The 23,633-nt window shown below is 59.8% G+C and carries 31 protein-coding genes, 1 tRNA gene and 2 pseudogenes; 8 read left to right on the top strand and 26 right to left on the bottom strand.

Translation table 11 applies throughout. The features are described 5' to 3' along the window. Position 1: 1 nt before the first annotated feature. From NWI01_RS16595 to NWI01_RS16525, 16 genes are all read right to left on the bottom strand, one after another. Positions 2 to 1,966 (bottom strand): DUF3363 domain-containing protein, encoded by a 1,965-nt coding sequence (locus tag NWI01_RS16595; RefSeq protein WP_141385061.1) that lies wholly within the window; start codon positions 1,964 to 1,966, stop codon positions 2 to 4. Positions 1,967 to 2,187: 221 nt separating this feature from the next. Continuing rightward, the gene (locus NWI01_RS16590; RefSeq protein WP_244613841.1) at positions 2,188 to 2,883 is read right to left on the bottom strand and encodes a lytic transglycosylase domain-containing protein; all 696 of its coding nucleotides are present in this window, start codon (positions 2,881 to 2,883) and stop codon (positions 2,188 to 2,190) included. Positions 2,884 to 3,121: 238 nt separating this feature from the next. Then, positions 3,122 to 3,361 carry a hypothetical protein gene (locus tag NWI01_RS16585; protein WP_141385060.1) on the bottom strand — a complete coding sequence of 80 codons (240 nt, stop codon included), beginning with the start codon at positions 3,359 to 3,361 and terminating at the stop codon, positions 3,122 to 3,124. Positions 3,362 to 3,388: 27 nt separating this feature from the next. After that, positions 3,389 to 3,718, bottom strand: coding sequence for a DUF736 domain-containing protein (locus NWI01_RS16580; protein WP_141385059.1), 330 nt, complete (start codon positions 3,716 to 3,718; stop codon positions 3,389 to 3,391). A gap of 34 nt (positions 3,719 to 3,752) precedes the next feature. Continuing rightward, positions 3,753 to 4,316: a S26 family signal peptidase gene (locus NWI01_RS16575; protein WP_141385058.1), complete on the bottom strand. Its 564-nt coding sequence runs from the start codon at positions 4,314 to 4,316 to the stop codon at positions 3,753 to 3,755. Beyond that, positions 4,313 to 4,783: a DUF2840 domain-containing protein gene (locus NWI01_RS16570; protein ID WP_307723471.1), complete on the bottom strand. Its 471-nt coding sequence runs from the start codon at positions 4,781 to 4,783 to the stop codon at positions 4,313 to 4,315. The genes NWI01_RS16575 and NWI01_RS16570 overlap by 4 nt, the downstream gene beginning before the upstream one ends. Further along, positions 4,780 to 5,055, bottom strand: a complete 276-nt coding sequence (locus NWI01_RS16565) for a ribbon-helix-helix protein (protein WP_141385057.1) — start codon at positions 5,053 to 5,055, stop codon at positions 4,780 to 4,782. The genes NWI01_RS16570 and NWI01_RS16565 overlap by 4 nt, the downstream gene beginning before the upstream one ends. Next, positions 5,052 to 5,687, bottom strand: coding sequence for a ParA family partition ATPase (gene parA / locus NWI01_RS16560; RefSeq protein WP_141385056.1), 636 nt, complete (start codon positions 5,685 to 5,687; stop codon positions 5,052 to 5,054). Before parA ends, NWI01_RS16565 begins: the two co-directional genes overlap by 4 nt. Before the next feature lie 337 nt (positions 5,688 to 6,024). After that, positions 6,025 to 6,888: a replication initiator protein A gene (locus NWI01_RS16555; RefSeq protein ID WP_141385055.1), complete on the bottom strand. Its 864-nt coding sequence runs from the start codon at positions 6,886 to 6,888 to the stop codon at positions 6,025 to 6,027. Between the two features lie 17 nt (positions 6,889 to 6,905). Continuing rightward, positions 6,906 to 7,136, bottom strand: coding sequence for a helix-turn-helix transcriptional regulator (locus NWI01_RS16550; RefSeq protein ID WP_141385054.1), 231 nt, complete (start codon positions 7,134 to 7,136; stop codon positions 6,906 to 6,908). A 70-nt stretch (positions 7,137 to 7,206) separates the two neighbouring features. Beyond that, positions 7,207 to 7,785: a DUF2285 domain-containing protein gene (locus tag NWI01_RS16545; RefSeq protein WP_375782190.1), complete on the bottom strand. Its 579-nt coding sequence runs from the start codon at positions 7,783 to 7,785 to the stop codon at positions 7,207 to 7,209. Positions 7,786 to 7,807: 22 nt separating this feature from the next. Then, positions 7,808 to 8,023, bottom strand: a complete 216-nt coding sequence (locus tag NWI01_RS20370) for a transcriptional regulator domain-containing protein (protein WP_367399568.1) — start codon at positions 8,021 to 8,023, stop codon at positions 7,808 to 7,810. Between the two features lie 273 nt (positions 8,024 to 8,296). Then, complete coding sequence (locus NWI01_RS16540; RefSeq protein WP_210242996.1) at positions 8,297 to 8,521, bottom strand: hypothetical protein; 225 nt, start codon at positions 8,519 to 8,521, stop codon at positions 8,297 to 8,299. Positions 8,522 to 8,678: 157 nt separating this feature from the next. Next, a complete protein-coding gene (locus NWI01_RS16535; RefSeq protein WP_141385052.1) occupies positions 8,679 to 9,350 on the bottom strand; it encodes a DNA methyltransferase in 672 nt (223 codons plus the stop codon). A gap of 379 nt (positions 9,351 to 9,729) precedes the next feature. Next, on the bottom strand, positions 9,730 to 10,047 hold the full coding sequence (locus NWI01_RS16530) for a DUF736 domain-containing protein (RefSeq protein WP_141385051.1): 318 nt from the start codon (positions 10,045 to 10,047) through the stop codon (positions 9,730 to 9,732). A 780-nt stretch (positions 10,048 to 10,827) separates the two neighbouring features. Beyond that, a complete protein-coding gene (locus NWI01_RS16525; protein ID WP_307723470.1) occupies positions 10,828 to 11,022 on the bottom strand; it encodes a helix-turn-helix domain-containing protein in 195 nt (64 codons plus the stop codon). A gap of 346 nt (positions 11,023 to 11,368) precedes the next feature. Here NWI01_RS16525 and NWI01_RS16520 point away from each other — a divergent pair, with 346 nt between their 5' ends. Next, on the top strand, positions 11,369 to 11,632 hold the full coding sequence (locus tag NWI01_RS16520) for a hypothetical protein (RefSeq protein WP_141385049.1): 264 nt from the start codon (positions 11,369 to 11,371) through the stop codon (positions 11,630 to 11,632). A gap of 81 nt (positions 11,633 to 11,713) precedes the next feature. Here the strand turns inward: NWI01_RS16520 and NWI01_RS16515 are convergent, their stop codons facing one another. The 3 genes from NWI01_RS16515 to NWI01_RS16505 form a co-directional block, all read right to left on the bottom strand. Further along, a complete protein-coding gene (locus NWI01_RS16515) occupies positions 11,714 to 12,682 on the bottom strand; it encodes a caspase family protein (RefSeq protein ID WP_141385048.1) in 969 nt (322 codons plus the stop codon). Next, positions 12,679 to 13,065 (bottom strand): TIR domain-containing protein, encoded by a 387-nt coding sequence (locus NWI01_RS16510; protein WP_141385047.1) that lies wholly within the window; start codon positions 13,063 to 13,065, stop codon positions 12,679 to 12,681. Before NWI01_RS16510 ends, NWI01_RS16515 begins: the two co-directional genes overlap by 4 nt. A gap of 154 nt (positions 13,066 to 13,219) precedes the next feature. After that, entirely contained in the window at positions 13,220 to 14,497 is a 1,278-nt protein-coding gene (locus NWI01_RS16505; RefSeq protein WP_244613840.1) for a Fic family protein, read from the bottom strand. Positions 14,498 to 14,623: 126 nt separating this feature from the next. On the opposite strand from NWI01_RS16505, the gene NWI01_RS16500 reads away from it, so the two are divergent. From NWI01_RS16500 to NWI01_RS16480, 5 genes are read left to right on the top strand one after another with little or no spacing between them, the layout of a single operon-like run. Continuing rightward, positions 14,624 to 15,106 (top strand): toll/interleukin-1 receptor domain-containing protein, encoded by a 483-nt coding sequence (locus NWI01_RS16500; RefSeq protein WP_244613839.1) that lies wholly within the window; start codon positions 14,624 to 14,626, stop codon positions 15,104 to 15,106. A 26-nt stretch (positions 15,107 to 15,132) separates the two neighbouring features. Next, positions 15,133 to 15,504 carry a TIR domain-containing protein gene (locus NWI01_RS16495; RefSeq protein WP_141385045.1) on the top strand — a complete coding sequence of 124 codons (372 nt, stop codon included), beginning with the start codon at positions 15,133 to 15,135 and terminating at the stop codon, positions 15,502 to 15,504. 8 nt (positions 15,505 to 15,512) lie between these two features. Beyond that, complete coding sequence (locus tag NWI01_RS16490; RefSeq protein ID WP_141385044.1) at positions 15,513 to 16,508, top strand: caspase family protein; 996 nt, start codon at positions 15,513 to 15,515, stop codon at positions 16,506 to 16,508. Between the two features lie 12 nt (positions 16,509 to 16,520). Next, the gene (locus NWI01_RS16485; RefSeq protein WP_244613838.1) at positions 16,521 to 16,820 is read left to right on the top strand and encodes a hypothetical protein; all 300 of its coding nucleotides are present in this window, start codon (positions 16,521 to 16,523) and stop codon (positions 16,818 to 16,820) included. Further along, positions 16,810 to 18,192, top strand: a complete 1,383-nt coding sequence (locus NWI01_RS16480) for a metallophosphoesterase family protein (RefSeq protein ID WP_244613837.1) — start codon at positions 16,810 to 16,812, stop codon at positions 18,190 to 18,192. Before NWI01_RS16485 ends, NWI01_RS16480 begins: the two co-directional genes overlap by 11 nt. 294 nt (positions 18,193 to 18,486) lie before the next feature. Here the strand turns inward: NWI01_RS16480 and NWI01_RS16475 are convergent. Then, positions 18,487 to 18,563, bottom strand: a tRNA-Arg gene (locus tag NWI01_RS16475). A gap of 237 nt (positions 18,564 to 18,800) precedes the next feature. Between NWI01_RS16475 and NWI01_RS16470 the strand changes: the two genes are divergently transcribed. Continuing rightward, complete coding sequence (locus NWI01_RS16470; protein ID WP_141385042.1) at positions 18,801 to 18,983, top strand: IS630 transposase-related protein; 183 nt, start codon at positions 18,801 to 18,803, stop codon at positions 18,981 to 18,983. A gap of 120 nt (positions 18,984 to 19,103) precedes the next feature. Here NWI01_RS16470 and istB read toward each other — a convergent pair. The 6 genes and pseudogenes from istB to NWI01_RS16445 all read right to left on the bottom strand — a co-directional run. Beyond that, positions 19,104 to 19,827, bottom strand: a pseudogene (gene istB, locus NWI01_RS16465) (IS21-like element helper ATPase IstB); the annotation flags it as partial. 8 nt (positions 19,828 to 19,835) lie between these two features. Continuing rightward, positions 19,836 to 20,177: pseudogene (locus NWI01_RS16460) on the bottom strand (IS21 family transposase); the annotation flags it as partial. Then, positions 20,178 to 20,348, bottom strand: a complete 171-nt coding sequence (locus NWI01_RS19115) for a hypothetical protein (RefSeq protein WP_181410547.1) — start codon at positions 20,346 to 20,348, stop codon at positions 20,178 to 20,180. It lies immediately after the preceding pseudogene. 177 nt (positions 20,349 to 20,525) lie between these two features. Beyond that, on the bottom strand, positions 20,526 to 21,416 hold the full coding sequence (locus NWI01_RS16455) for a caspase family protein (RefSeq protein WP_141385041.1): 891 nt from the start codon (positions 21,414 to 21,416) through the stop codon (positions 20,526 to 20,528). A 157-nt stretch (positions 21,417 to 21,573) separates the two neighbouring features. Continuing rightward, complete coding sequence (locus tag NWI01_RS16450) at positions 21,574 to 21,888, bottom strand: helix-turn-helix domain-containing protein (RefSeq protein WP_181410546.1); 315 nt, start codon at positions 21,886 to 21,888, stop codon at positions 21,574 to 21,576. A 928-nt stretch (positions 21,889 to 22,816) separates the two neighbouring features. Then, positions 22,817 to 23,086 (bottom strand): hypothetical protein, encoded by a 270-nt coding sequence (locus NWI01_RS16445; RefSeq protein WP_141385040.1) that lies wholly within the window; start codon positions 23,084 to 23,086, stop codon positions 22,817 to 22,819. Between the two features lie 164 nt (positions 23,087 to 23,250). Between NWI01_RS16445 and NWI01_RS19415 the strand changes: the two genes are divergently transcribed. Then, a partial coding sequence (locus NWI01_RS19415; protein ID WP_210242995.1) for a hypothetical protein occupies positions 23,251 to 23,633 on the top strand: 383 nt, incomplete at its 3' end.

The following is a 23,633-nucleotide window of genomic DNA, read 5'->3' as shown; positions in this document are numbered from 1 at the left end:
CCTAGGCACCCATCCCCCTCTGTCGCCTGAACATCCACGAAACACTGTTGCCGCGGGCGATGCCGGCGACGGATTGGCCGAGGTGTTTTTCCAGCACCGGCCGCCAGGGGACAAGGCTAAAGCCCATGCCGTCGTCGAGCATGACGAAGCGGCCGCTGGCGAGCATGGCGGAGCGGCGGTAGACGCCGCTGACGCGCTCCCCCTCCTGCACGGCACGATGCTGCAATCCGGTCTCGCCGGCGATCTTCTTCGCGGCCGCCTCGATCTCGCGGTTGCGTAGTGTTGTAAGCAGGTTGCGGGCGAAGATGACACGCTGGCCCCGCCGCTCGGCGAGGCCCTGCTCGATAAGATAATCCTCCCGGTTGCGCATGGCGTCGCGGACCTCGGCGCCGAAGCCGGATTGGCCGAGTCCGGACAGGTCGCCGAAGCGTTGGCGGTCGAGCCAGGTGGCGCCGATGGCACGGGTCTGCCGGTCGATCGGCAGGTGCGAGCGCAGTTCCACATCGACGCCGCCGAGTCGCCTTGCATCATAGGCTTTGCCGCGCTCCGCCAGATCGGCGGGGACGCGCCACACACCGTCCTCGACGCGCTCGACGATGCCGGCGCGGCGCAGTGCTTCGAGGCGGCGAACGTGGGCGGCGATGAAGCTGTCCGGATCGTGTTCGGGCGTCGCTTCCGCGCGTTCGATCGCAAGGTGGTGATCGGTACGATAGATGCCGTTCGCGGCGAGGCCGGCGATGGTCCGGTCCGCCGTCCGCTCGGTTGCGGCGCGGGTCTCGACAATGCCGCCGATCGGCAGCGCTTCCAGGTCGGCGTTGGCGGCGAGCGGAACGTAATGAGCGCGGCAGTCGATGCCGTCGACGATCAGATACCCGCGATCATACAGTTCGTCGGCCAGACCTTTGTCAACGATACGGCCAACGACGGGGCTCTGCGCGGACGCGCCGTCCAGCACGACGAAGTCGCGTTTCAGGCCCGTCATGGCGCGCTGCATGGTGCGGATGATATCGCCGCGCTCGCCCATCTTGCGCAAGGTTGCCTTGGCGTCGGCATGAAGGGTCCAGATGCAATTGCCGGTGTGGTCGGCAAGCCCCATATCGGTGAGCTTCTGAAGCCGGCCGATCATTGCCGTGCGGCGGACGCGCGCCTGGGCGTCAGCCGGCTCGGACAGAAGGTTGACGACACCGGCTTCCGCCTCGCGGTTGATCATCCGGTCGAGGCCAGTCCAGCGTTCTTGATCGACCTGGCGCAGCATGCCGTTGCGGATTTCCATCTCGGTACGGGGGCCAAGCCATTCGGTCGCCAGTTCGCGAGCGCGATTGCGCATGCCGCTGGCGATGTAGTCGCGGGCGATGATGAGATCCGATCCGTCCGGCTGGCGCCCGCGCAGCACTATATGGGTGTGCGGGTTGTCGGTGTTCCAGTGATCGACCGCAACCCAATCGAGCTTCGTGCCGAGATCGGCTTCCATGCGGCTCATGAGATCGCGTGTATAGGTCTTGAGGTCGCTGATGTCGCCGGCGTCCTCGGCCGACACGATGAAGCGGAACTGATGCCGGTCGCCGCGGCCGCGCTGCTCGAAGGCGTCGATGTCCGCCGCGTCGGTGGCGGGACCATAGGCGTGGGCCTTGCTGCCGTCCTTGGTCACGCCGTCGCGCTCGATGTAGCGCAGATGGCGGATGGTTGCGTGCGGTCCGACTTTCGCCAGATTCACCAGCCGGGTCTTGATGACGACGCGCCGGGCGTTGCCGCGCAGGGACTGGCCGGCGAACTTCGCCGCCACATGGCCGCGGCCGAACCGGGCACCGCCGCGCGAGGGCTGTCGCCGCAATGTTCCGCCGCTGGCCGGCCCGACCTTCGATGCGGCCTTCAGCACGCGGCTGGTGAATTTCGGCGCCCGCGCACTGCCGCGCGATTTCGGTGGCGCGACCTTCGGCCGGAAGCGGTCGTCGCTATGCTCCGGCATGACGACGCTCCGGACAAGCCAATACAAGCCGATGCGACGAAGCACGCGATTGCTGCTGTTGGCGCAACGGCTTGACCATCCCATAGGCACGCGGCCCCGTCCGCCGCGTGCCGCCCCAACCGACGTGCAGACAACAGCTTTCGGACGGTCGCGTGCCGTCCGCTTTTATCTTGCCGTGCGCCATCGGCGCTCTGTGCTCATGCTTTAGCGTTGCCATGCGGTCAATCTTTCTGCACGTCGGCGCTATCGTTCTCAGGTGCTTCTGCTGGCCTGTCACGGCGCTTGTCGGTGGCAAACAGGCTCTGCGCTAGTGACGCCGCTGCGCCCGATCGCGTCGCCTCGTCGATCGCGAAAAGAGGCGCACGCTGCGCTCTGGCTGTGCGTCTGCTGGAGCCCGCGAACAGGCTAGGCGCGGCATCGCCGAGGACGGGCGCGAGCTTGTCGAGATAGGCCGTCGTCTCGCCCGGAAGCGGCACGCCGAGGAGCTTGTGTTCCTCGTAGCGCGCCGGTCCCGCATTATAGGCCGCGAGCGCTCCCGGCATGCCGTAGCGCTCGCGCATCTGTGAGAGATAAGCGGCGCCGGCGATGATGTTGTCGTGCGGATCGAACGGATCGTTTCCGAAACCGTGACGCGCGCGCAACTCGTCCCATGTGGGCGGCATGATCTGCATCAGCCCCATCGCCCCTTTGGGGGAGACCGCACGCACATCGCCGTAGCTTTCGACGCGCATGACGGCGCGTATCCAGGTCTCGGGAATGTCGAAGCGGTGCGATGCTTCGGTGATCGACGCCGCCCACGGGTCCGTCGCGTCGAAACGCTCAGCGAACGTGTCGTTGGGACGCGGCTGAGCAGCGGATTCGGCGCAAGCTGGGACGCTCGACAGCGCGAGCATGATGCAGAGGAAACCCGCCTGCATGAAGCGCCGAGATCGAAGATGGTGCGACGCTCGCAGGCTAATCCGCCCGACTGCCGTCAGCCTGCCACCGTGCTCGCTTTGGTCAAGGACAAGGCTGCGCCGGCCGCGATGCGGTCGCCCTTGACCTGCGCTGCGCGCGACGGGCGCCTGACAGGCGATCGGGTCGGAGGGATGATCCGGGATCCAATCGATCAGAGGGATAACGGCAGATAAGGATCGGAGCATCGCGCGCATCGTCTCAACCGTGCCTGTCCGACGTCCGCCGACGGTTCGTCTTGCCGTTGACGAGATCGACAATGAAGCCATTGGCGAGACGCACGCCGAACGTCACATCGTCCAAACGATAGTTATTGTTGTTGCCTCTGAGGCGATAGCCTGCGTCCTCGACGACACGCACATCGAACCACTGATGAGGTGCGGTCTGGCCCCAGTATTTGCTCCGTCGTTTGATGCGCGCCACGAGCTGCTGGTCCATCATGTCAGCCTCCGTTTGACAGGTATGGCGTCAACCCTTGTCGTCACGCTTCGATGGCCGGCTCCACATCAGGTTCCAGACCTTGTCATCGGCCTCGGACTGGAACAGCGCGCCGCGCAGCGGTTGCGTGAAGGTCGGATCGTCGATGGTAATGGAGAGATAGTCGCCGGCCTTCTCGCCGCTGCGGCTCCAGGCGGCGCCGACTTCGCGGTCATCGACGGCGAAGACGCGATGGTCCGGCGCGTTCTCGGCGTCGGATTTTTCCGCCGGGCGGATGGTCAGCTCGACGTCGAGCGTGAGCGTGCGGACGCGACCGCTGAAGCCGGTCTTGGTCTTCGTGAAAGTTCCGATCTGGGGCATCGTGTCCTCCTGGGTGCGGGTTGGAATCGGACCGTCACGGTCCGCTGGTGGCCGGCTGGGCGGAGACATCATCCGCGGCCGGATCGGTGTCGTCGGCAGTCCAGACCGGGACCGCGCGGCCGACGATAGTGGTGACGGGAAGCGGACCGAAGTAGCGGCCATCGAAGCTGTCCGGCGCGTCCCAGTTCATGAGGAAGACTTCGCCGTGATGGAGCTTCCGGCAGCCCTGCCAGATGGGCAGCGGCCGGCCGCGGCTGTCATGCTCGCGAGCGACGGCGTAGCGTCCGCCATAGGCGATGATGATGCGGCCCTCTCGGCAAACGGTCTCGCCGCCAAGCGCGAACACGCGCTTGATGAGCGGCACGCCTTTCGGCAGATAGCCGCGCTCCGCGAGGAAGGCCGCCAATTCATCCGGCGGCATGACGATGGCGAAGTCCGTGACCGCGATTCCGGTCGCAGGCTCGACGCTGTAGAGACCGATCGGAACACTCGCCGAGGCATTCCAGATGAAGCGCGGCGCGTACCCTGACCAGATAGGTGCAGCGACCAGCAATGCGCCGCCGGCCATCATCGCCAAGGTGAAGGTGCGCGCGTTCATGACAGCAACTCTCGGCGGCGCAGCCAGGCGCGATGCTGTTCGGTTGAATAGGGATGTGGCAACTGGCGAACGCAGAGCCTGTTGTGGACGTGCTGCCAGTATTCCGGCGCAGCATCCGTCGGATCGAGGCCGAGCGCTTCTACGGCGTCGATGACCTGCAAGACACGTTGGACTTTGGGCCAACCGGAGACGAACAGCAGCGTCTCCGCGCCGGGATGCACATAGGGCCACATGCAGCACGTCCCGCCCGGCGCGACGGTGCGCATGATGGTGATGTGGGAGATCACCGTGCCGTATCCTCCGCGCTCCCACCGCAGCAGCGCGAAGATGCTGTTGGGCGCGAGCAATGCGAGCCGCCGACGGCGGTCAAGCCGCCGCTCGCGCATCGGCCTTCCAAAGCGCAGCCGGACATTGATGCGGTCACGCTCGAAGACGGCGAGGACGCTGGTGTAGCGGCGCATGGTCATGCGTCCGCTCCGTCTTCGGGAAAGCGCGCTTCAAGCAGTTCGCGGACCATCTCGGCGACCGTGACGCCCTGCTTGAAGGCGGCGACCTTGATGCGTCCGCGCAGCTCCGGCGTCACGTCGATGGTGAGACGCGCGGTGTAGATATCGGCCTTCGGCGCGGCGACTTGCGGGGTCGCTTCGACGGTCATTTCTGCGCCGTTGCCCTGCTGCACCCAGGCGTCGGCCGTGGATGCCGCTGGCTTCGCGCCGAAGGCGATGCGCTTGCCGTTCATGGGACGCCTCGCATGATCTCGGCGGTGCAGGCGGCGATCTCCTGCGCCGCCGTTCCGCCGGGCTCCAGTTCGCGCGCCAGCCGGCCGGTGGCGACGCTCTCGGCGAAGACGACGCGCTGGTGAATGTCGGCGCCGAGCGCGGGCAGCCCCTCCGGCAAGGCGCCGCGCACGTCGCGGCCGATGATGGTGCCCACGATGCGCCGGTTGACGACGAAGGCAGCGCGAAGATAGGGCTTGAACAGCTTCGCCTCGCCGAACAGCGCCACGATCTCCGCGCTGGCCCAGACGTCATAGGGTGACGGCTGGACCGGAATCAGCACCAGGTCGGCGGCAAGGATTGCGGATCGGGCGAGTGCGGTGACGCGCGGCGGTCCGTCGATGACGACATGATCGGCGCCGCGCGCGATGTCGGGCACTTCGACATGCAGGGTCTCGCGCGGCAAGCCGATGACGCCGAACAGGCGCGGCAAGCCGTTCTCGGTCCGTCGCTGCGACCAGTCGAGGGCGGAGCCTTGCGGGTCGGCGTCGATGACAGTGACGCGCGCCCCGGCAGCGGCCAGTTCGCCGGCGAGATGAGTGGCGAGCGTGGTCTTGCCGACGCCGCCCTTCTGATTGAGAAGCGCGACAATCATGACGCGCGCTCCCGGCGGATGCGTGTGTCAGCGCCGCATGTCGATGCTTGCGATCGTTGTCGTCTTATTGCCGCGACGTATTCGATTGTCGGAGATTGGCGGCAGGTGGATTTCGTCGTAAGGTTTGATATTGATTTGTTTCGGGATGGATGTCCCGCTGCGGCGTATCCACAAGCAACGCCGACTCCAAAAACAAAGTTAGATTCTCGGTTAGAGAAGTTAGGGGCGCGGATTTTCGATGCGCCGCAATTGCTTAACGCATGATCGTGCCTTTGATAGCACGATGGTCGCGCCTCCGATAGCACGAGCCCGATTGCCTTTGATAGCACGAGACGTTTCACAGCTTTTGCACAGCCCCCTGTGAATGAATGGATAGCGGTGATGAGGCCGCGGCGAAGACGAGTCGTTCGCGGCCATCGTCGAGCCGGTCGAGGCGCAGCCAATAGCCAGGCAATGGTTGACGGCGCACGATGTCGCGGAGGTCACAGGCGAAGTTCGAGAAGCGCGAGAGGCTTCCGGACTTGGCATGGAGATGGCGGAAGTCGAAGCTCCAGCCGCCTGGCTGGCGGCCACCATGCTTGCGCACGATCCGATAGAGCCAGCGTTCGATGCCGCCGAGCAGATCGAAGTAATCCCGGTCGATGGTCAGGATCAGAGCGTTGTCGAGCACGCCTTCGTAGAACCAGTCCGGCACGATCAGTTCGATGCCGAGCGGCCTTCCGTTCGCGTCGAGCCTTTCCTTCCATTCGTTGATCCATGAGAAGCGGTGTCGGCGCCGCTCGGAGGGCTGGCGGATCGACGTGGCGACGGTGGTGGCTTGCAGGCGGTCGAGCGCAGCTTTGAGGCGCTGATAGTCGCGAACCGAGGTGCCGCGGCCGATGAAGGTTAGAATCTCGTAAGGCGTGGTCGCCATCAGCCGCGATGTGCGCAGGCCACGGTCGCGGGCGTCGACGATCTGCGAGGCGGCCCAGATCAAAATGTCGGCGTCCCAGATGGTGGCCAGTCCGAACTCGGCCGGCGCCTCGACATGGATGCGGATATTGCCGGCCTCGAACCGGATCGGCTCGATGCGCTTCGATTTGGCGAGGGAGAAGAAGGGATAAGCCATGAGATCCTGCGAATCGCGGGTTGCCATGTCGCCGGGACGCGATCGGAACAGTTCGAGCTGGTCCCGCTCGGATGTGGGTCTGCGCGCCGCCATGCCTTGTTCCGGCGCGTTCAACGGGCTTGGGCGTAGCGAGGGTCGGAGGTGGTGTCGCAGGCCCGCGCCTCGATCCAGCTTTCGAGGTCGTCGATGGCATAGACGACGCGGGAGCCGAGCTTGCGGAACTTCGGTCCGCCGCCAATGACGCGCTTCTTGTTAAGCGTGTGCGGCGAGAGCTTGAGATAGGCGGCCGCTTCCTCGTTGGTGAGGTAGCGGCTGGCCGATTTGGATTCGGAACGATCCACGAAACTGCCTCCGTCTCAGGCTGGCCGAGCGAGGCCCGGTCCAGCGGTTCGGAGGCAGCTTCGGAAAAGCCTATCCCGCCCGGTATGGAGAAACGCCGCGTGCAGATTTTCTCCCTGCCGTCGCCAGCGTGGAAAACGCGCCGGTCCTGCGCGCCGCCGCGCCCCAAAGGAGGCTGCGATAGCCGCCGTTCATCATGGTGCGACTGCGCCGAATGAGGTAGCGGACCCTGGCGCGCAGTTCGCTGTCACCGTGCCATTTCTCCGTCACCATGTGCGTGCCGAAAATGGCGATGGCGATGTCGCGTTCGCTGGCTCCGGCCAAGTGTCCGTCGAGCGCCTGCAGGGATTGCATGGTGATGATTGCCTCGGTCGCGCCGCGCCGCCCGGCAATGTCGGCGGGGTGCCCGGCCATTGCGGTGAACATCTCGTGCGCTTCGCGCAGGCGAGCGCCAGCCCTGTCGTCCGGCGCGATGGCGAAGGTGAAGGGCATGCCGGCGTCGAGCGCGCCGGCAATCTGGAGATGCCAGGAGCGGCCGCGCCGACAGAGCTTCAGCGCAAGGCGGCTACCGTCATGCCCGATCGCCTTGCGGCCGGGAAAAGTCCAGGGATCGAAGACCGGCGCGATAGTTTCGGGGTCTCCGTCCGGCACAATCGACAGTGCGATGTCGGGATCAGGCTGCCAGAACGGCAGCGCCTCGCGGGCATCGTAGTCGGGGTTCTCGAAGAAATCGCAACCCCCATGTCTGAGCGTGGGCAGACGACGATGATCGCCGTCGCGCTCTGAAGCGTAGCCAGTCGTTGCAATAGTCTGGATTGCGTCGCAGGTGTTCCCAGGCGATAGCTGGGCGATCAAGAAAAAGGATGTAGAGATAGGCGGCATTCGCCATCCAGCCTTGTATATCGGGCATGATTCCTCCGCGCGCGTTTCCCGCTGCTGGTTCTTTCGAAGAGCAAGTGTGGCCATAAATAGGGGCAACCGAGGGTTAAGCTTCGTCGTCCAAGAGCTAAGAAGGCCTGAAGACGCTCGGGACAATTTTAGCTGTCGGGCCGTGATCATGCGAGCCGGGCGCAGCCCGGCGAGCGGCGGCCGTGCCATTCAGGTACGGCCGCGCCGCCGATCCGGATTTACGGATCGGCGGGAGTGCAGGCGCCAAATGCGGCTATGGCCGGAGCGGTCGCCACGGCTTGGCCGATCCTGCGCGGCAATATGTCAGGCGCCGACAGCGGGCGTGCGTGTTCCAGCCGAATATCAGCGGTTCAAAACCGTGCCACCAATCCTCGTCAATGTCGCCGCATCGGCCTTCAAAGCAGACATTGCCGCGTGCATCGAAAAGCTGAAACTCCATCGGCAGCAGCGTATCGCCTTCCTCCTGCTTGCCGCGCATGGGGGCTCCATTCTCGTTCTCGCCCAATCCCAGGCATCCACCCCATATGGTCGATCGTAATAATCCATCGCATAATGTCGTCCTTTCCGATGTTCAATTATGAGATTGCAGCGCTCGCCTGCGGACGGGCGCGCATGTATCGTGAGAAAGGGGCGGCTTACGCTGCCGCCCGGTGATGTTGCGGGGATGCGAGCCGTTTGCTGGCCGTGCGATAGTGGCCGTTATCCAGTTCGATGCCGATCCAGTCGCGCCGGAACTGCTGCGCGGCGGCCAGGGTCGAACCGCTGCCGCAAAACGGGTCCAGCACAAGCTCGCCCGGCTTCGTAAAAGCCTCGATCAACGGGGCCAGCGCCTCGACCGGCTTCTGCGTCGGATGCAGGCGGTTTCCGGTGTAGGGAAAATCCAGCACGTCGGGAATCGGATGTGCGGGACGTGTCGGATTACCCTTCGCCAGCAAATAAGCCTGCTCGTGTTCGTAGCGAAGGAAGCGCGCCGCCGACGCATAACGCTTGCGGAAAACAAGGTGGCCGACAACGCGAAAGCCCGCGGCCTTCCATGCGTCCATGAACAAATCCACCTTGTTCCAACCATAGAATGACACGGCAAAGCCGCCGTCTTTCAAAACGTGGTGCATGTGGTTGAAGGCGGGGCGAAGCCAGCGGCCGTTATCATCGTTGGCGACGGTGCGGCCTGCTCGATCTCGGAAACGGGTCACATAGGGCGGGTCGGTCAGAATGAAGTCCACCGATCCCCTCTCGAAAGAGCGCATCATCTCGATGCAATCGGCATTGAAAATCATGTTGCGGGCGGTGTTCGTGTTGCTGGTCATGTTTCCTGTTCCTTCGGGTTTGGGGTTCAGAGAAGCGAAGCGCCGCTCCTGAACCCTTGCCCGTCGGCGAGACCGGGGAAGCAAGGCGCCAGAAAAGTCTTTGGCACCGTGGAATAAATGGAGGGGACCCGTTTACGGGGAGGCGGCCGTTTATGCCGCGAAAGGCCGGAGAGTTTTCTTGTGCCGCGCGAGGGCAGCGCCCTGAGCAACGATCCCGGCGGGAGCTTTAAGCGGACGCCGGGAAAAGATCCGATCGAGGTGCTGAAAACCTGAAAACCGGAAAGGCTTGCAATCCCGATCTCCGTATTTCCTTAAAGGCGACGGACATGAGCATGGCAAAGCCCCGCTTTTGTAAGCGGGGCTCAGCCGGCGGACTGGCTCAGTTGGCGGCGCGTCGCCGCGACCAGATCAGGGCGAACTCGCCCTCGGTCTCCGTCTCGACCAGACTCGCGTAGATCGGAGCCGGGAACGAGGGGTCGTCGAGCTTGACCGAGTGATACTCGCGCTGCGTATCGCGCGAGGTCTTCTTCCATGCCGCACCGAACGCGGTGGTTCCGGCGAGGACGCGGAAGGCCGGACTGTTTTCGGTGTCGCTTTCGGCCGGCGCGAAGGTCACCGACTTGACGTTGAGGGTGACGGTCTTGATCGAGCCAGCGAATCCGCTGCCGATGCGGGAGAAAGTGCCGATCGTAGCCATGATGCGATTTTCCTTTTGCTGATCGGGCCGCGCCCATCGCGGCCTCGATGGCGGTCGACGCGCCGGGGACGATCGGCCAGCAACATCCGGCGAGGACTTTTTTGACTTTCGTGGTGCAAAGCCGGCCTTGGCCGGCGGCGGAAAAAGCCGCAGGCGGCGTGTTGCAGGTTCAAGATCGAGGCGACGTGCTTCGTCGCCGGTCTTCGGTTAGACCAAACCAATCGAGGACACCCTTGGGGCGCGATGTCAAAGACAGCCACAGGAAACACGATCTGGCGACAACGATCGGAAGCACGCTTTCTCGCGTCGCACCGAACGGCTATTCGCGCTCCATCAAGCAGGAACCGAACCCTCAACGCCGGATGTTTCATGACGCAGTGGAAGGCTGCAGGTCATCCATACTTCGCTCGGATCACCACTCCGGTCCGGCATGGAAAGACAGCGGCCCGTCCGGGACGCCGACAATCCTCGCACAAGCTGCTGTGACGATCCGCTCCCGGACTCGATCGACCTGCGAGTATGGTTGAGCACGAGGGTCAGGAACGAGACTCGATCTGTCGAGCGCTTATCGACCGGCATCAGCCACCATGAGGCTCTCCACAAGTCGGGGCGATCGCCGAAATGTCCGCGCTGCCGCCCTTCGCGTCATGGGATCGTCACCGAAGGCGAAGACCCGCGAGGGGCTTCGGAAGCCGCCGCAGGCGGCGCGTAGAGCCCGGCCCGAAGGGCGACGCCCAAAACACATTCAATGCGCACTACGTTGTTAAAAATGATTCTGAACTATGACGGCTTGCGTGTTGCCTTGTGCTTGTGCGTAATCTTTGCCACGTCACGAAGGACTTCATGGGGATCGAAGCCGATCACTTCCGCCAGTTCAAGGAACTCGACAACATCGACACGGCGGCCCCCGGATTCAATCGCAGCGACGACGGATTGGTATCGGTCGAGCGCTTCGGCAAGGTCGGCCTGGCTCATGCCGGCTTCCCGACGCTTGTCGACGATGAGTTGAATGAGGCGCACATGCCTGGGAGACCGAAGTGTTTTCTGCATATGCGCTGCCGGCCGTTGACGAAGCCGACAGATCAATTAAACCGAAATACAGATAACCAGAAAATCTGGTTGTTTCTGGCGCGGTGAAGCCCAGCGATGGATTCTCGACTGATGGCGGACCGACACCCGGTGCTGGGCCGGCTTTATCGGGTCTGGCTCGCGCGCGGTGACGGTGCGGCTATGCCACAGGCCGAGAACATCACCGGGCGTCTGGCCGACTTGGATGATGTGATCGTGGTGATCCGGCGCTCGGCCGAATTCGGATGGAGCATTGAGGATCGAACGCAGCGGCAAGGCTGTCGATCGACTTTATGGAGCCGCATTGGTCGGCGAGGCGGTCGGACGGCTCACGCCGTCGCGCGAGGACGCAGAGAACGAGGCGGCCATCGTTTTCGCTTCGGGCCGCACGCTGATGATGGAAGACCAAGTGCAGCTTCCGGACGGTCCGGCTCGCATCGCAAGGCTCTATCTCCCGTTTGCCGGCGCTGACGGCCAGGTGGCGGGCATTGTGGTTGGAATCGTCAGGGTTAGCTGAAATCCGCAATAGCGGATTTCAGCATCCCGGAGGCGGGCGTTCCACGCAATCTGCGTCGGCATCCGCTCCATGCGAGCATTTCTACAGTCGGCCCAATTGCACGAGCTGCAGATAGAATTTTCCGAGATCGGTGAGTAGGACAAAGCCGGACCGCTCAGCACTCCAATAGAGATCGGTGCCAACCTTGGGCCTTACGAGGCCCGCTATTTGGTACTGTTTCAGCTTCTTGAATATCGCCACGTTTTCGGGCTTCGCTGCTTTTAAGTTCGTCTCCTCGAATGTTGGGTCGAGCTGGAATTCGTGATCGGCTGTCGGAAAGTAGATGACAAGCTCGCGCAGCGTGTTGTCATCTACTTTGGGATCGCAGAGTCTCACGGGCTCAAGATGCGCGGCGTGGGACTTGTACATAGGGCGCTGGTCCCAAGCGCCAAGCGCGGCCTCCGCGTATGCATATATGGATGCGGCGGAGACTCGGCCGCGGACATCTGCAGCGCCGCCACGCAGTGCTCCCAAAATCAAGTTTGTGAAAACGCCGTGCCCGTTGACCTCCATCGATAGCTCGTTCGAGCGGGAAGCAGCAAGGATCGTCACTCCCTCGCGCAGCAGGGTTTTTTCCATCCCACCGTTCTGGAACGGGTTGAGGTTGCCGGTCGAGCCGCTGAAGCAGCAATCGATGATAAGAAGGACGGTCCTGGCGTTAGACTTGTTCGCGAGATTGACAAGGTCATCCATCGCAAGCCCGGGGTCGCCGGAGGTGCCCTCCTGCGTAACCAGGTAGGCGCCCGTCGACGTTGTCGCGCCATGCCCTGAAAAATAGAACAGGACATCGCCGTTGAAGCCAGTAAAGAGATCATCCCATGCTGCCCTCAGAGTTGCACGGGTTACGGGCTTTATGCCTGGGCTTGTCAGCAGGCGTGTGTCGAAGTTCCTGGACTGGTTGGCATGAAAGCTGATGAGTTCATCTATCGCCTGGACGTCTGCTACGCAGGCGCCGAGCGATGAGACATGGTCATACTGATTGATCCCGACAAGTAGTGCGCGTCTGCTCATAGGGCGTCCAGAAAAGCCTTGATGTTTGCCCAGGTCCAACCGAGGATCGAAACTCCAGTAAGCTCCGCGGGCACGGACGTGGGGCGATCATCGGTGGTCGTATAGATGCCACGTAGGGGCACTCCCTCTTCCTTCGAAGTCTTGATCTCCCACAGCTGTCCCGCCGCATTTTTGGTGTTCTTGCTGACCAACGCGATGGTGCCGTCGCAGCCTTTGATGCGCGAGCGACACTTCGCCTTCCACTGTTCGTCCCAGGGCTCTTTGACCGACATGTCGACGAATTCAAATGGGCTTTTCTCGTTTTTGGCTTGGCCCACCAGATAGTCGCGCGCCCATTTGTCCTCGACCGCAAATGCAATAAATATCCTGTTCTTCGTCGCCATAATTAGGATGATCTCCGCTCGCAATGATTGCGGAGAAAGCCAGTTGTAACGTCAAATTGCAAGAAGATCCGCAGGAAAATAAAGCGTCATATACGACCATGAGACAACCGGCGCCTCGTTCCCCGGAAACTTGTGGAAGCTGGCATCCTGACGCTTAGGCAGCTGGCTGATACAGTCTTGGAAACCAGCGGTCGACCACCGCAGTTGGGAAGCCGAGCCTCACCGGCGAACGCGTCGTCGGCGAAGTAAGGTAACCCTTTTCAATAAGGGAATTGAGCACCGTCCGCGCTTGGCGCTCTTCATAGCCGGTGAGACCGGGCGCAGCGCCTCGGGCATATTCACCGGCCATGACCGCTTCGCGAAGCAGGGGCCATGAGCCCTTTGGAAGCCGCTTTGCGCGCGTCTCCTCCTCGGTCCAGATCTCCATACGCCTCAGGAGCTCTTCCGGTTCCAAAAGTGCGGCCATGAAGTCGACCTGGTCGACGCAGGTCGTCAGGAAGAATTTGCAGAAATCAATAAGCCCGCCCATCGTAAGGTTGCCTCGGCCATCCAGATCGCCGCGACGCGGTTCGTCAGCGGCCTGTAGGCGGGCTTTGTAGTCGGCGACGCGCCGTGCAAGTCCGCGTGAAACGGCCCAAAGCTCGGACCCTACATCCAGTTCTCGCAGCAGCGCGTGCGAGTACAGCCGCGTTACGCGGCCGTTGCCATCGAGAAAGGGATGAATCCAGGCCAGCCGATGATGTGAGGCGGCGACACCGATGATTTTTCGCAGTCTTGAGAGGTGAGGAGAAGAGTACCCCTCAGCAAAGCGCTTCAGAAACGCCGGAAGGTCCGCTGGGTCGGGCGGAATGTGTCTTCCTACTCGCACATGCTCTGTCCTAAGTTCGCCGGGCACGATTTTGATCGGCTCTTTGGTCGTGGGGTGTTCGACGACCAGCAACTCTTCCGGCAGGCGCTGGCAGAAGTTCTTATGGATCCAGATGATGAAGTCCGCCGATACGACAGGTGATGGCGCTCCACCTCGGTCAATCATGCGCTGCACTTCGATGTGGGCGCGGGCTTCGAGTTGAAGATTGCGACGCTCGGGCTCTTTGGAGAGGTCGTCGTTAAGCGCTCGATCGATGTCGATAGGCAGTGTGTTGTGACCTTCGATGAGGTTCGAGTAATAGCAGTTCATGGAGCGCACGAGGTCTCCCACTGACGACCGCACGATCGGATGAAGGCGCCCCGCCAGGGTATTGGCCTTAGCCACCAAGTCTGTGGCTAGATCTTCGAGTTCCTGCCGATCGTCGGGCAGGAGCGGTTCCATCGCCGAAATATCCATTTTTGCCGCTTTCCTTTCCGCCAAATAGTCTAGCAAAAACAATCTATAAAAGGAATTTTTGTTGCCTGTTTTGCCGCTTTTATTGCCGCTTCTCGCAGCATAAATCAACCTGGACCTCGACGGTGGATTCTCCAGGTACAGCCATTGATGTGGAAAATAGTACCTACCGGAGCACGCAGAGGTTGCGCGTCTTATCTTGTTCTGTAAATGTTCCTCAAGGGCGAGGGACACAACATGCCAGTCAAGGTATTTATTTCACATAAGAAGGAAGATGCCGAGCAGGCATCGGCCATCTCGGCGCACCTCATTGCAAACGGCCTTACTGTCTATTTGGACGTCATTGATGCGCAACTCGGCAAAAGCGGACCAGATCTGGCCGACTATATTCGCAGCCAGATGGATAAATGCACCCAGCTCCTTGCGGTCATCAGCCCGCAGACGCAGGCATCCTGGTGGGTGCCTTGGGAAATCGGCGTCGCTACCGAGAAGGAGCGCTTCCTGGCCTCGTTTGTTTCCGGCGGTGCCGCCGTACCTGAATATCTGGTGAAATGGCCTTATCTGCGGACGCGGGCAGACCTAGACATCTATGTCCGGGAGTCGAAACGAGCTGAGCTGCTCGTCGAGGATCGAATCCAAAAGGGCTACCGAACTGCGGCGCGAGCACAAGGTTTCCGGTCGTTCCATACGTCGCTGAAGGCTTCCCTCGGGCAGCCGTAGTCAACAACACGAGCGAGGATACACCCGTGGCGGACAAAAAAGTGATTTTCGTTGCCTTTGCGATCGAGGATGAGACGCAGCGTGATTTCCTGAAAGGGCAGTCGCTGCATTCTCGCGCGCCCTATGAATTCATCGATATGTCGGTGAAGGAGGCATACGACAGCGGCTGGAAAGAGAAAGTACGGACGCGAATCCGTCGCTCGGATGGCGTCATTATTTTGGTGAGCAAGAATTCCACTACGTCTTCCGGCCAGAAATGGGAAATCGCCTGCGCAAAGGAAGAGGGCAAGAAGTTGCGCGGAATTTGGGCCTACAGCAATGACCGCACGGAGATCCAAGGCGTGACGACCTATCCTTGGAGCGACGCCAATATCAGCAATTTCATTGATGCTTTATAACGACATATATGCGCAAGGCCCTGATCGTCGGCATTGATCATTACCATGATCTCACTCCGTTGAGCGGCTGCGTCAATGATGCAGACGCAGTGGCGGCTGTCCTTGCCCGCAATGCGGACGGAACAACAAATTTCATGACACCAAGGGTACTGACGGCCACCGGCGCAGCTAATTCGGTCAGCCGGCGCGTGCTTCGCGACTCTATTGAGGCCCTGTTCAAAGATGACCCAGAAATCGCACTCTTCTATTTTGCTGGTCATGGTTACATCGACGCGACTGGCGGATTTCTTTGCGCAAGTGATTGTCGAGATGGCGATGATGGCTTGGCGCTCAGCGACGTGATGACTTTTGCAGGGGAGTCCAAGGCCGCAAATAAGATCATCATTCTCGACAGTTGCCACGGGGGAATTGTGGGCAGTAAGCCAGGGAAAGGAAGTCTTGCCGAGATCGGCGAGGGGATGACACTCCTTACCGCCTCTACCGAACATCAATATTCTTATGAAGGTGGTAATGGAGCGCCGGGCGTATTTACCAACCTGCTCGTCGACGCTCTGAATGGGGCGGCAGCTAATCTAGTGGGTGACGTCACGCCAGGCAGCGTATACGCGCACATCGATCAGTCATTGGGGCCATGGGGTGGACAGCGTCCCATGTTCAAGACCAACGTGAAGTCCTTCGTGTCGCTACGCAAAGCTGCACCGCCAATTGCTCTCGATGAACTTTTAAAGCTGGCGACATATTTCCCTCAGCCAGGATATAGGTTTCCGCTCGATCCATCTTATGAACCGGAGAGGTCACAGGAGCAGCGCGAAGATCCTGAAATTCCGTTGCCTGATCCAGCTAAGAACGCCATTTTCAAGGTGCTCCAGAATTATGTAAAAGTGAACTTAGTCCGGCCGTTTGATGCCCCACACATGTGGCATGCGGCGATGGAAAGTAAATCATGTGAACTCACCGTCCTGGGCGAACATTACCGTCGGTTAGTTGCGGAGAATCTGATCTGAGGAGACATAAAGGTGTCCAAGACGCAACTCGATGAATCCTTCGCTTCCCTACTGGAAGAACTGGCTGCGCTTGAGCATCAACGATGGGCCCACTGGCAAAAGTATGTTCACGACAGCGGCCAACGCCAGCCTGATGGCTCAATTCTGTTGCCGGCCGAGATCGTGTCTCGCTGGGAAAAGCAGATCAATACGCCTTATGTTGATCTCTCCGACGAAGAGAAGGACAGTGACCGCGAGCAAGTGCGGAAATACTTGCCGCTTCTCGAACGTTGGTTGAACCGCACTCTCAGCAAAAGTGGAGATGATGCCTGACTCGTTCAAAACATTCCGTGATCCTCTCCTCTCTATTTATCAATCGGCCGTCAGTGAGGTTGCGAAAAAGATCGATAACCAGAAGAAGAGCGCGTCCAGGAGCCGGCTTGGTGTTCAACGATCCATGGCCAGCGCTCTTCCGAATGTCGCGGCTGACATCGCGGAGCGCGAATACGACCTCTTGACCGGCGGTGAAACGTCCGCTCCTGGCGCCGCGCTGACCGCGCGAGAGCTATCAAAGGCAGGTATCGCCAAGGTCTGCGCTGAATGGGCATTACGCTATCTAAAAGCTCAGGCCCGCCGGGATGAGCAGGCCCTTGAGCAATTGAAAAGCGAGTTCACGGCCGGCACCTGCGACCCAGCATGGCTGAGCACCTTTGAAGCTTACGGCCGCTATTTCGAGGACGGAAAGCGAAAAGCCACCCCTTACGTCCGCGCAGCCACCGTCGGCCCCAAAACAATTGAGATCAAGGCTAACGCCCGCATCGCCCTGATGGGGGATTGGGGCACGGGTGCTCCGCCTGCAATCGAGGTTCTGCGGTGTATAGCCGACGAGCACGCCGACGTTATTGTACACCTCGGCGATATTTATTACTCTGGAACACCTGAGGAATGCCAAATTAACTTCCTCGATCCGATCAATGCCATCCTCCGCAAGGACAAGGCACTTCCGGTGTTTTCGCTGTCCGGCAATCACGATATGTACTGTGGTGGAGTAGGCTTCTACGATCTAATCACGAAACTCAACCCTGCGCCGATGACACAGCCCGCCAGCTTCTTTTGTCTGCGCTCCGCGGACGAAAGATGGCAATTGCTAGCCATGGATACCGGCTTACATGACGACAATCCCGCGACTGTCGCCGGTGCGCTTACTTACGTGGAAGAGGACGAACTCGCTTGGCATTGCGACCGCATCAGTGAATTCAACGGACGGACCATTCTACTTTCTCATCATCAGCTGTTTTCCGCCTTCTCGCCCATTGGGGCGGCGGACAACGAAGGCAAGCAGTCAGCAATCAATCGCTTACTGTTGAAGGCCTTCCAGCAGATGATGGCAATAAAGCCGGTCGCGGCTTGGTTTTGGGGACATGAACATACGCTCAGCATTTATGAGCCTTTCGCTGGATTGGAGCGGGGCCGCTGTCTCGGCCATGGAGCTGTACCCGTCTCGGTGATTGACGAAATCTATAGGCCACTTTCCGGCCTCCCAGCGACGCCAATTTTGATTGAACAGTCGAGGTTGGCGACCCAAGGAGGCGTTTACAATCACGGCTACGCGCTTCTAAGCTTGGAGTCTGACCTGTGCAGAGCCAAGTATTATCAAACGACGGCTAAAGGTCGCGAACTGATGTATCAGGAATCATTTCGCTAGCCCGAACTGGCAGCAAAGTCTTCATGATAGATAAGACTGATCACGAGTACGAGTGGCTTCCAAACCATTCATCTTGTGCCTTTGCGTCGATCGCAACGCTTCGACCCAAAGATTCGGGACGTTGTCGATCTGCATCGCATTATGTTGCCGAATGATGTGCTCGCCCGGTGAGTCGCATTTATCAGTTTGACGGAGTGCGCGTACTTCGGCCGGAATTGCCGATTCTTTGGTGACACTGTGGTGACACCGACGTTTCTGGAGGGTTGGCGATTTGATCTAAGTATTTGATTTTGTTGGCGCACCCGAGAGGATTCGAACCTCTGACCTTTGCCTTCGGAGGGCAACGCTCTATCCAGCTGAGCTACGGGTGCGAGACGTTCCATTTAGCCGATTGGCGTGACGTCGGCAACGGCCGGCATGACCGGTTTTGCTTAAAGCGCTCGGTTGGAGGGTGCGTAACCTTCCGAAGGCAAAGGTCACACGTTCGAATCGTGTCGGGTACACCAATAAAATCAACTAGAGCATTTTTGGATTGATCTGACTCGTATGAGGATTCACGGCGTGTCTTTTCCGGTTCAGGATTTGTAGGTTCTGATTCGGAGGTGGCGATGACACGGGCCTATTCGTCAGATTTGCGGGAGCGGGTGATTGGTGCGGTAGCGGGCGGACTTTCGGCAACCTCGGTGGCCAAGGTCTTTTCGGTGAGCGCCAGCAGCGCAATCAAATGGGTCCGGCAGTGGCGCATTGACGGGCGAACGGCACCGAGCCTGTCAATCGGCTTGCAAATTTGACCCCGTATCGGCGTCCAATTTTGACCCCTTTGATCGACGGGTTTTGGCGGTAGCGCTCGCCTCGTCGGAGCTGGCCGGGATTGCGGAGACGTGGCGAGCGCGGATTGTGTGATCGTCGTCGCGGCTTTTGAATCGCCAACTGTCATTGCCGGTTTCGACGATGTCGCAGTGGTGGGTCAGACGATCGAGCAGCGCGGTGGTCATCTTGGCGTCGCCGAACACGCTGGGCCATTCGCCGAAGGCGAGATTGGTGGTGACAACGATAGAGGTGCGCTCGTAGAGCCGGCTGACGAGGTGGAACAGAAGTTGACCACCGGATTGAGCGAATGGGAGATAGCCGAGTTCGTCGAGGACGATGAAGTCCATTCGGGTTAGATGCTCGGCGATCCGGCCCTTGTCGTCCGTTGCGGGTCTCGATCTCGAGGCGATTGACGAGGTCGACGACGTTGTAGAAGCGCCCGCGGGCACCGGATCGGATGCAGCTTCGGGCAATGGCGATGGCCAGATGGGTCTTGCCGGTGCCGGTGCCGCCGACCAGCACGACGTTGCGTTGTTGGGCGATGAACCCGCCGCCAGCGAGATCATTGACCAGCGTCTGGTTGATGGGGGTGCCCTCGAACTGGAAGCCATCGAGATCCTTGGCGAGCGGCAGCTTGGTGATAGTGAGCTGGTACTTGATCGAGCGGGCCTGCTTCTCGTTGATCTCGGCATTGAGCAGATCGCCGACGATGCGTTGCGGTTCGTGCTGGCGCTTGACGGCGGTCGCCATGATCTCGTCGAAGGCGGCCTTCATGCCATAGAGCTTGAGTTCGCTCATGAGGTCGAAGAGTTGCGTGCGTTCCATCAGACCGTTCTCCTGAGGTTGTCGTAACGGGCACAGTCAGCGATCGGCGCATAACGCAAGGTCAGCGCCGCCGGGGTGAGGATGTTGGCTGGTGGCGCCGGCTCACGCTGGCGGGCCAGAATGTTGAGAACGACATCGGCAGAATGGACGCCGTGGGCGATTGCCTCGGCGCAAGCCGCCTCGACGGCCGACAGTCCGTCGGTCAGCACCGCGTTGAGGATGTCGACCATCTGCCGATTGCCATCGTCGGCACTGGCGAGCTTGCGCCGCACACGTTCTATCGCAGCGGGCAGCACCCAGTCCTTGAACGGAGCGCCGTTGCGCAAGGCGCAGGGTTTGCGAGCCAGCACTCAGGCCGCAACGATGGACGACGGATTGACGCCGTCGGCACGGAGGCGATCGATCACGGACCGGCGCACGTATTCAGATTTGGTTTGAAGTTCGCGTTTCGCCGCGGCGTCGATCGCTTCCGAGAGCGATTCCGGTGCGCGAAACTGCAAGAGCTTGGTGTGATGTTCCATGGCGTGTCCGCATGCTGATGTCATGCGGATCACAGTACGATGTGCGCGGAAGCCTGCTACCTCAGTTCTGAAGGAATGAAATGAGTCTGATGAATTTGCAGGATATGATCGGCACTGGACGTGAAATTCTATTCGTTCACAGCCTTTCAGCTGATCTTCCATTACCGACTGAGAGATTTAGCGGAAAGTAAATTCCCCGATCAAGCTATCCCATGCTTCTGGCCGCTGAGCGTTATGCGTCGCAGTCACGACGTCTCCACGAACTCTCGTCATAATGGTCCTGAGTTCCACGCCAGGTTCAACGATCCGCTTCAAAAGGGATGCAGTAAATGGGCTGTTGCGGCCGTTGCCATCTGACGCAACCTTGTTCGCCTGACTCGCGAAAGCTACAAATATTCCATCAGCCTCTACTTTTGCCAAGCCGCGCTGCAAACCTATCGATCTTGATTTAGGTGTAGGTGCACTTGCCGCTAGCTGTGTAATCGCATCGTTGTCACGGCATGCATCTACGATGAGTATCCTTACGCCAGGGGTGTTTTGTAGATCGTCAATTACATCCTGAAGGCGGATAAATTTTTTCAGGTCCGTCTCGTCTGAAAGCTGCCCATCGACGGGGGCAAGGTAATTCACCCCCTGGTATTGCAGTCCATGCCCTGCGAAAAATACAAGCGAAGCGTTTGCTGTTCTGGCATTCTTCACAAATGTCGCAATTGCGTTCTCCATTGTGATGCGTGGCAAATTAGTGCCAAAGACAACCTTGAAGCCCGTTGAACGAAGGATTGCCGCAAGGTCTGTCGCATCATGTTCAGGGTTTGCGAGTTTGGGGAAGAAATTGTAGCGCGAGTTACCAATTACGAGCGCAACGCGAGACGGATGCGTTGGGATCGGGCCGGTCTTCAGTTCTGGCTCGAGCGTGACATAGTCGTCATCGAAGCTGCCAGAGGTTGCTGGTTGCTCTTCCTCTACGTCAAAACTACCTGACGAAGCTCCTCTTACTTGCCTGAGCGGAACCAAATAAGCAGCGGAAAGCAACGAAGCCCAAATAAAATTCCGTCTATTTGTGCTCATATCCCTAGTTCCGTCTGAGCATGGGGGCCTAATCCAGGGTACGACGAACGCGTCGTGGCTTTTCCATACTACGTCTATCACCGTTCACGGAACAGGGCCTCCTTAGGCGAGGGATTCGCAGCGGGAGCGCCCTTTCAGGGTAATCATTACGGAATCATCATTTGGGCAGGCGGCCCGCTATTTCCCTAACAGCCCTTCCAGCCCTTCTCTCCTGAAGTAAGCGACAACAGCCGTCGCTGGACCGGTCACCGCTCTTGTACCGACGAAGCGCCTCATGGTCCCCGTCCAGGAACGTCGCCAGCGCGACCTTGCTGACGATCCATTGACCGCCGCCGACGTGGCGTCCAATGCCGTGTTCGATGCACCAGTTGCGGATCGTGCCTGGCGATTTGCCCGCTCGCTCGGCAGCCACGTTCAGCGGGATGCCTTCGCGCTTGTCATGCGGGATGAGCGTCATGCAGCCCTCAGACATGGGCGGCCTCCGACAGAAGGACGCCGCCAGGGGCTGGGCGAGGGAAGCGCAAGACTGCTCCGCTGGGTCGCTTTATCGACGCGCTTTCCGGGGTGAGTGTGACAACCTCACCGCCTTGCAAAAGAAGCAGCAGGCCCATGACATCGAACCGGATGGCGGGCCGCCCGGGGTGAACTCCGAATAGATCAAGCGCTGTCCAACCCATAGCGTGGGCCGTTGATGACCACCGGTCGAGGAATCGAGCCGCATCGTGCAGCAGCATTTCCCAGCGGCCTGGCGTCATCCAGTCGGAGCGCTAGGCGAGCGGAGCCTCGCCGGCGGCGCCGTCAATTTGAACCCCGGCAAACTCCGTTCGACTCAAGGACGACGGAGGAAGCCCTGGTTGAGTCTCCTGGTGAGTCCTAATTTCCGAGCTATGTCTCCGGGTGAATCTTCATCGCCGCGGCACCGGGAGCGGAGCGACCCGGAAACCGCAAGACAAAGATACAAGCCGAGAGGTCCCACTGTAGCGCTTCCCAACAACTCTCTTTCTTTCTTACTTAAGTTTATTAAATATATGGGAAGCGTTACATCTCCGGAGACAAGGATCTCCGGTCATAGATACAACTAGTAAGAAGCAATTGAGGATTTCGCAGCCTCCGCGGCTGCTGTCTTCCTTGCACGGTGATGATTGACACGTTCCCTACCCTTGAAGCGCTTCCTGGCCAGGATTGGATCGTCCCCACCAAAGTGTCCCACAATGTGCATGGAAAGCGTGTCCGTCACCGACTTGCAGTGTCTGCTGAACACGCAGATCTCGCACGAAGATGCCGTCCCATCCTTGCGGAGGAGAAGCTCCAAGGCGTGATTGCAAAACAGGCCATAAGGAACTCCCCGTTCGTCCGCGAACTGGCGTGCCCTCCAGAAGGAGATGAATTCGGTTTGGCTGCTACGCCAATGTCCACCCCGTATGGCGCAACTTGCGCGACGCCTCCTCGGTCGAGAAATTTGTGTCCCATTTCTTCCGATAGGCGGCAACATAACTGCGGGCAAACTCGTCAGTCGCGGTGAGCGGAGACATAAACCTGTAATCGAACCACTTTGTCCTCATGAGACCGCGCTCAGCGATTCCGTCCTCCTTTGAGATCCGTCTCGCAATGGTTGCACACTTGTTGATGATAATGCGGTTGGCTTTCTCTCGACGATTGGCGTCAGACATGCGTTTTCATTCAGCCCGTGACGGCCGCTCCTAATTCTCCGGAGTTAACGTCGTGCTGTGAACATAGCGTTTTTGTCGAAGATCTGCCGAGCTCTTGATAATTTTTTAAATCTCCCAAAAGACGGATAGATGCATCTACGATCATATGATCAGGTGGGTTAGTGATGAGTAAGAAGCGGGACGCAGCCTATTACGAAAGTCGCCTTAAGAGAGATTTCCCTACAATATACGCAGATTTGCGCTCGGGTAAGCTAAAGAGCGTCCGACAAGCCGCTGCTAAGGCAGGATTGATACATCTACCCGATCGGCTGACAGCGATGAAAAGGGACTGGAAGCTGTCGTCATCGCAACAGCGGTCACAGTTTCTGAAGTGGATTAGATCAAGCGGCGTAGGCCTTAAACCAGCTACAGCAAAACCGATTGCAGATGCTGGGGATCGATTGACGTCGCGTGTAATAGCCTTCGTCAACGATTGGACACGGAAGGAACACGCGACAGCTGGGCAAATTATGAAACAAATGGGCTACAAGAACTTCGACTACCGCTT

It is taken from the genome of Nitrobacter winogradskyi, assembly GCF_006539545.1.
Classification (GTDB): Bacteria; Pseudomonadota; Alphaproteobacteria; order Rhizobiales; family Xanthobacteraceae; genus Nitrobacter; species Nitrobacter winogradskyi_A.
This window is presented reverse-complemented; position numbering and strand designations above follow the sequence as displayed.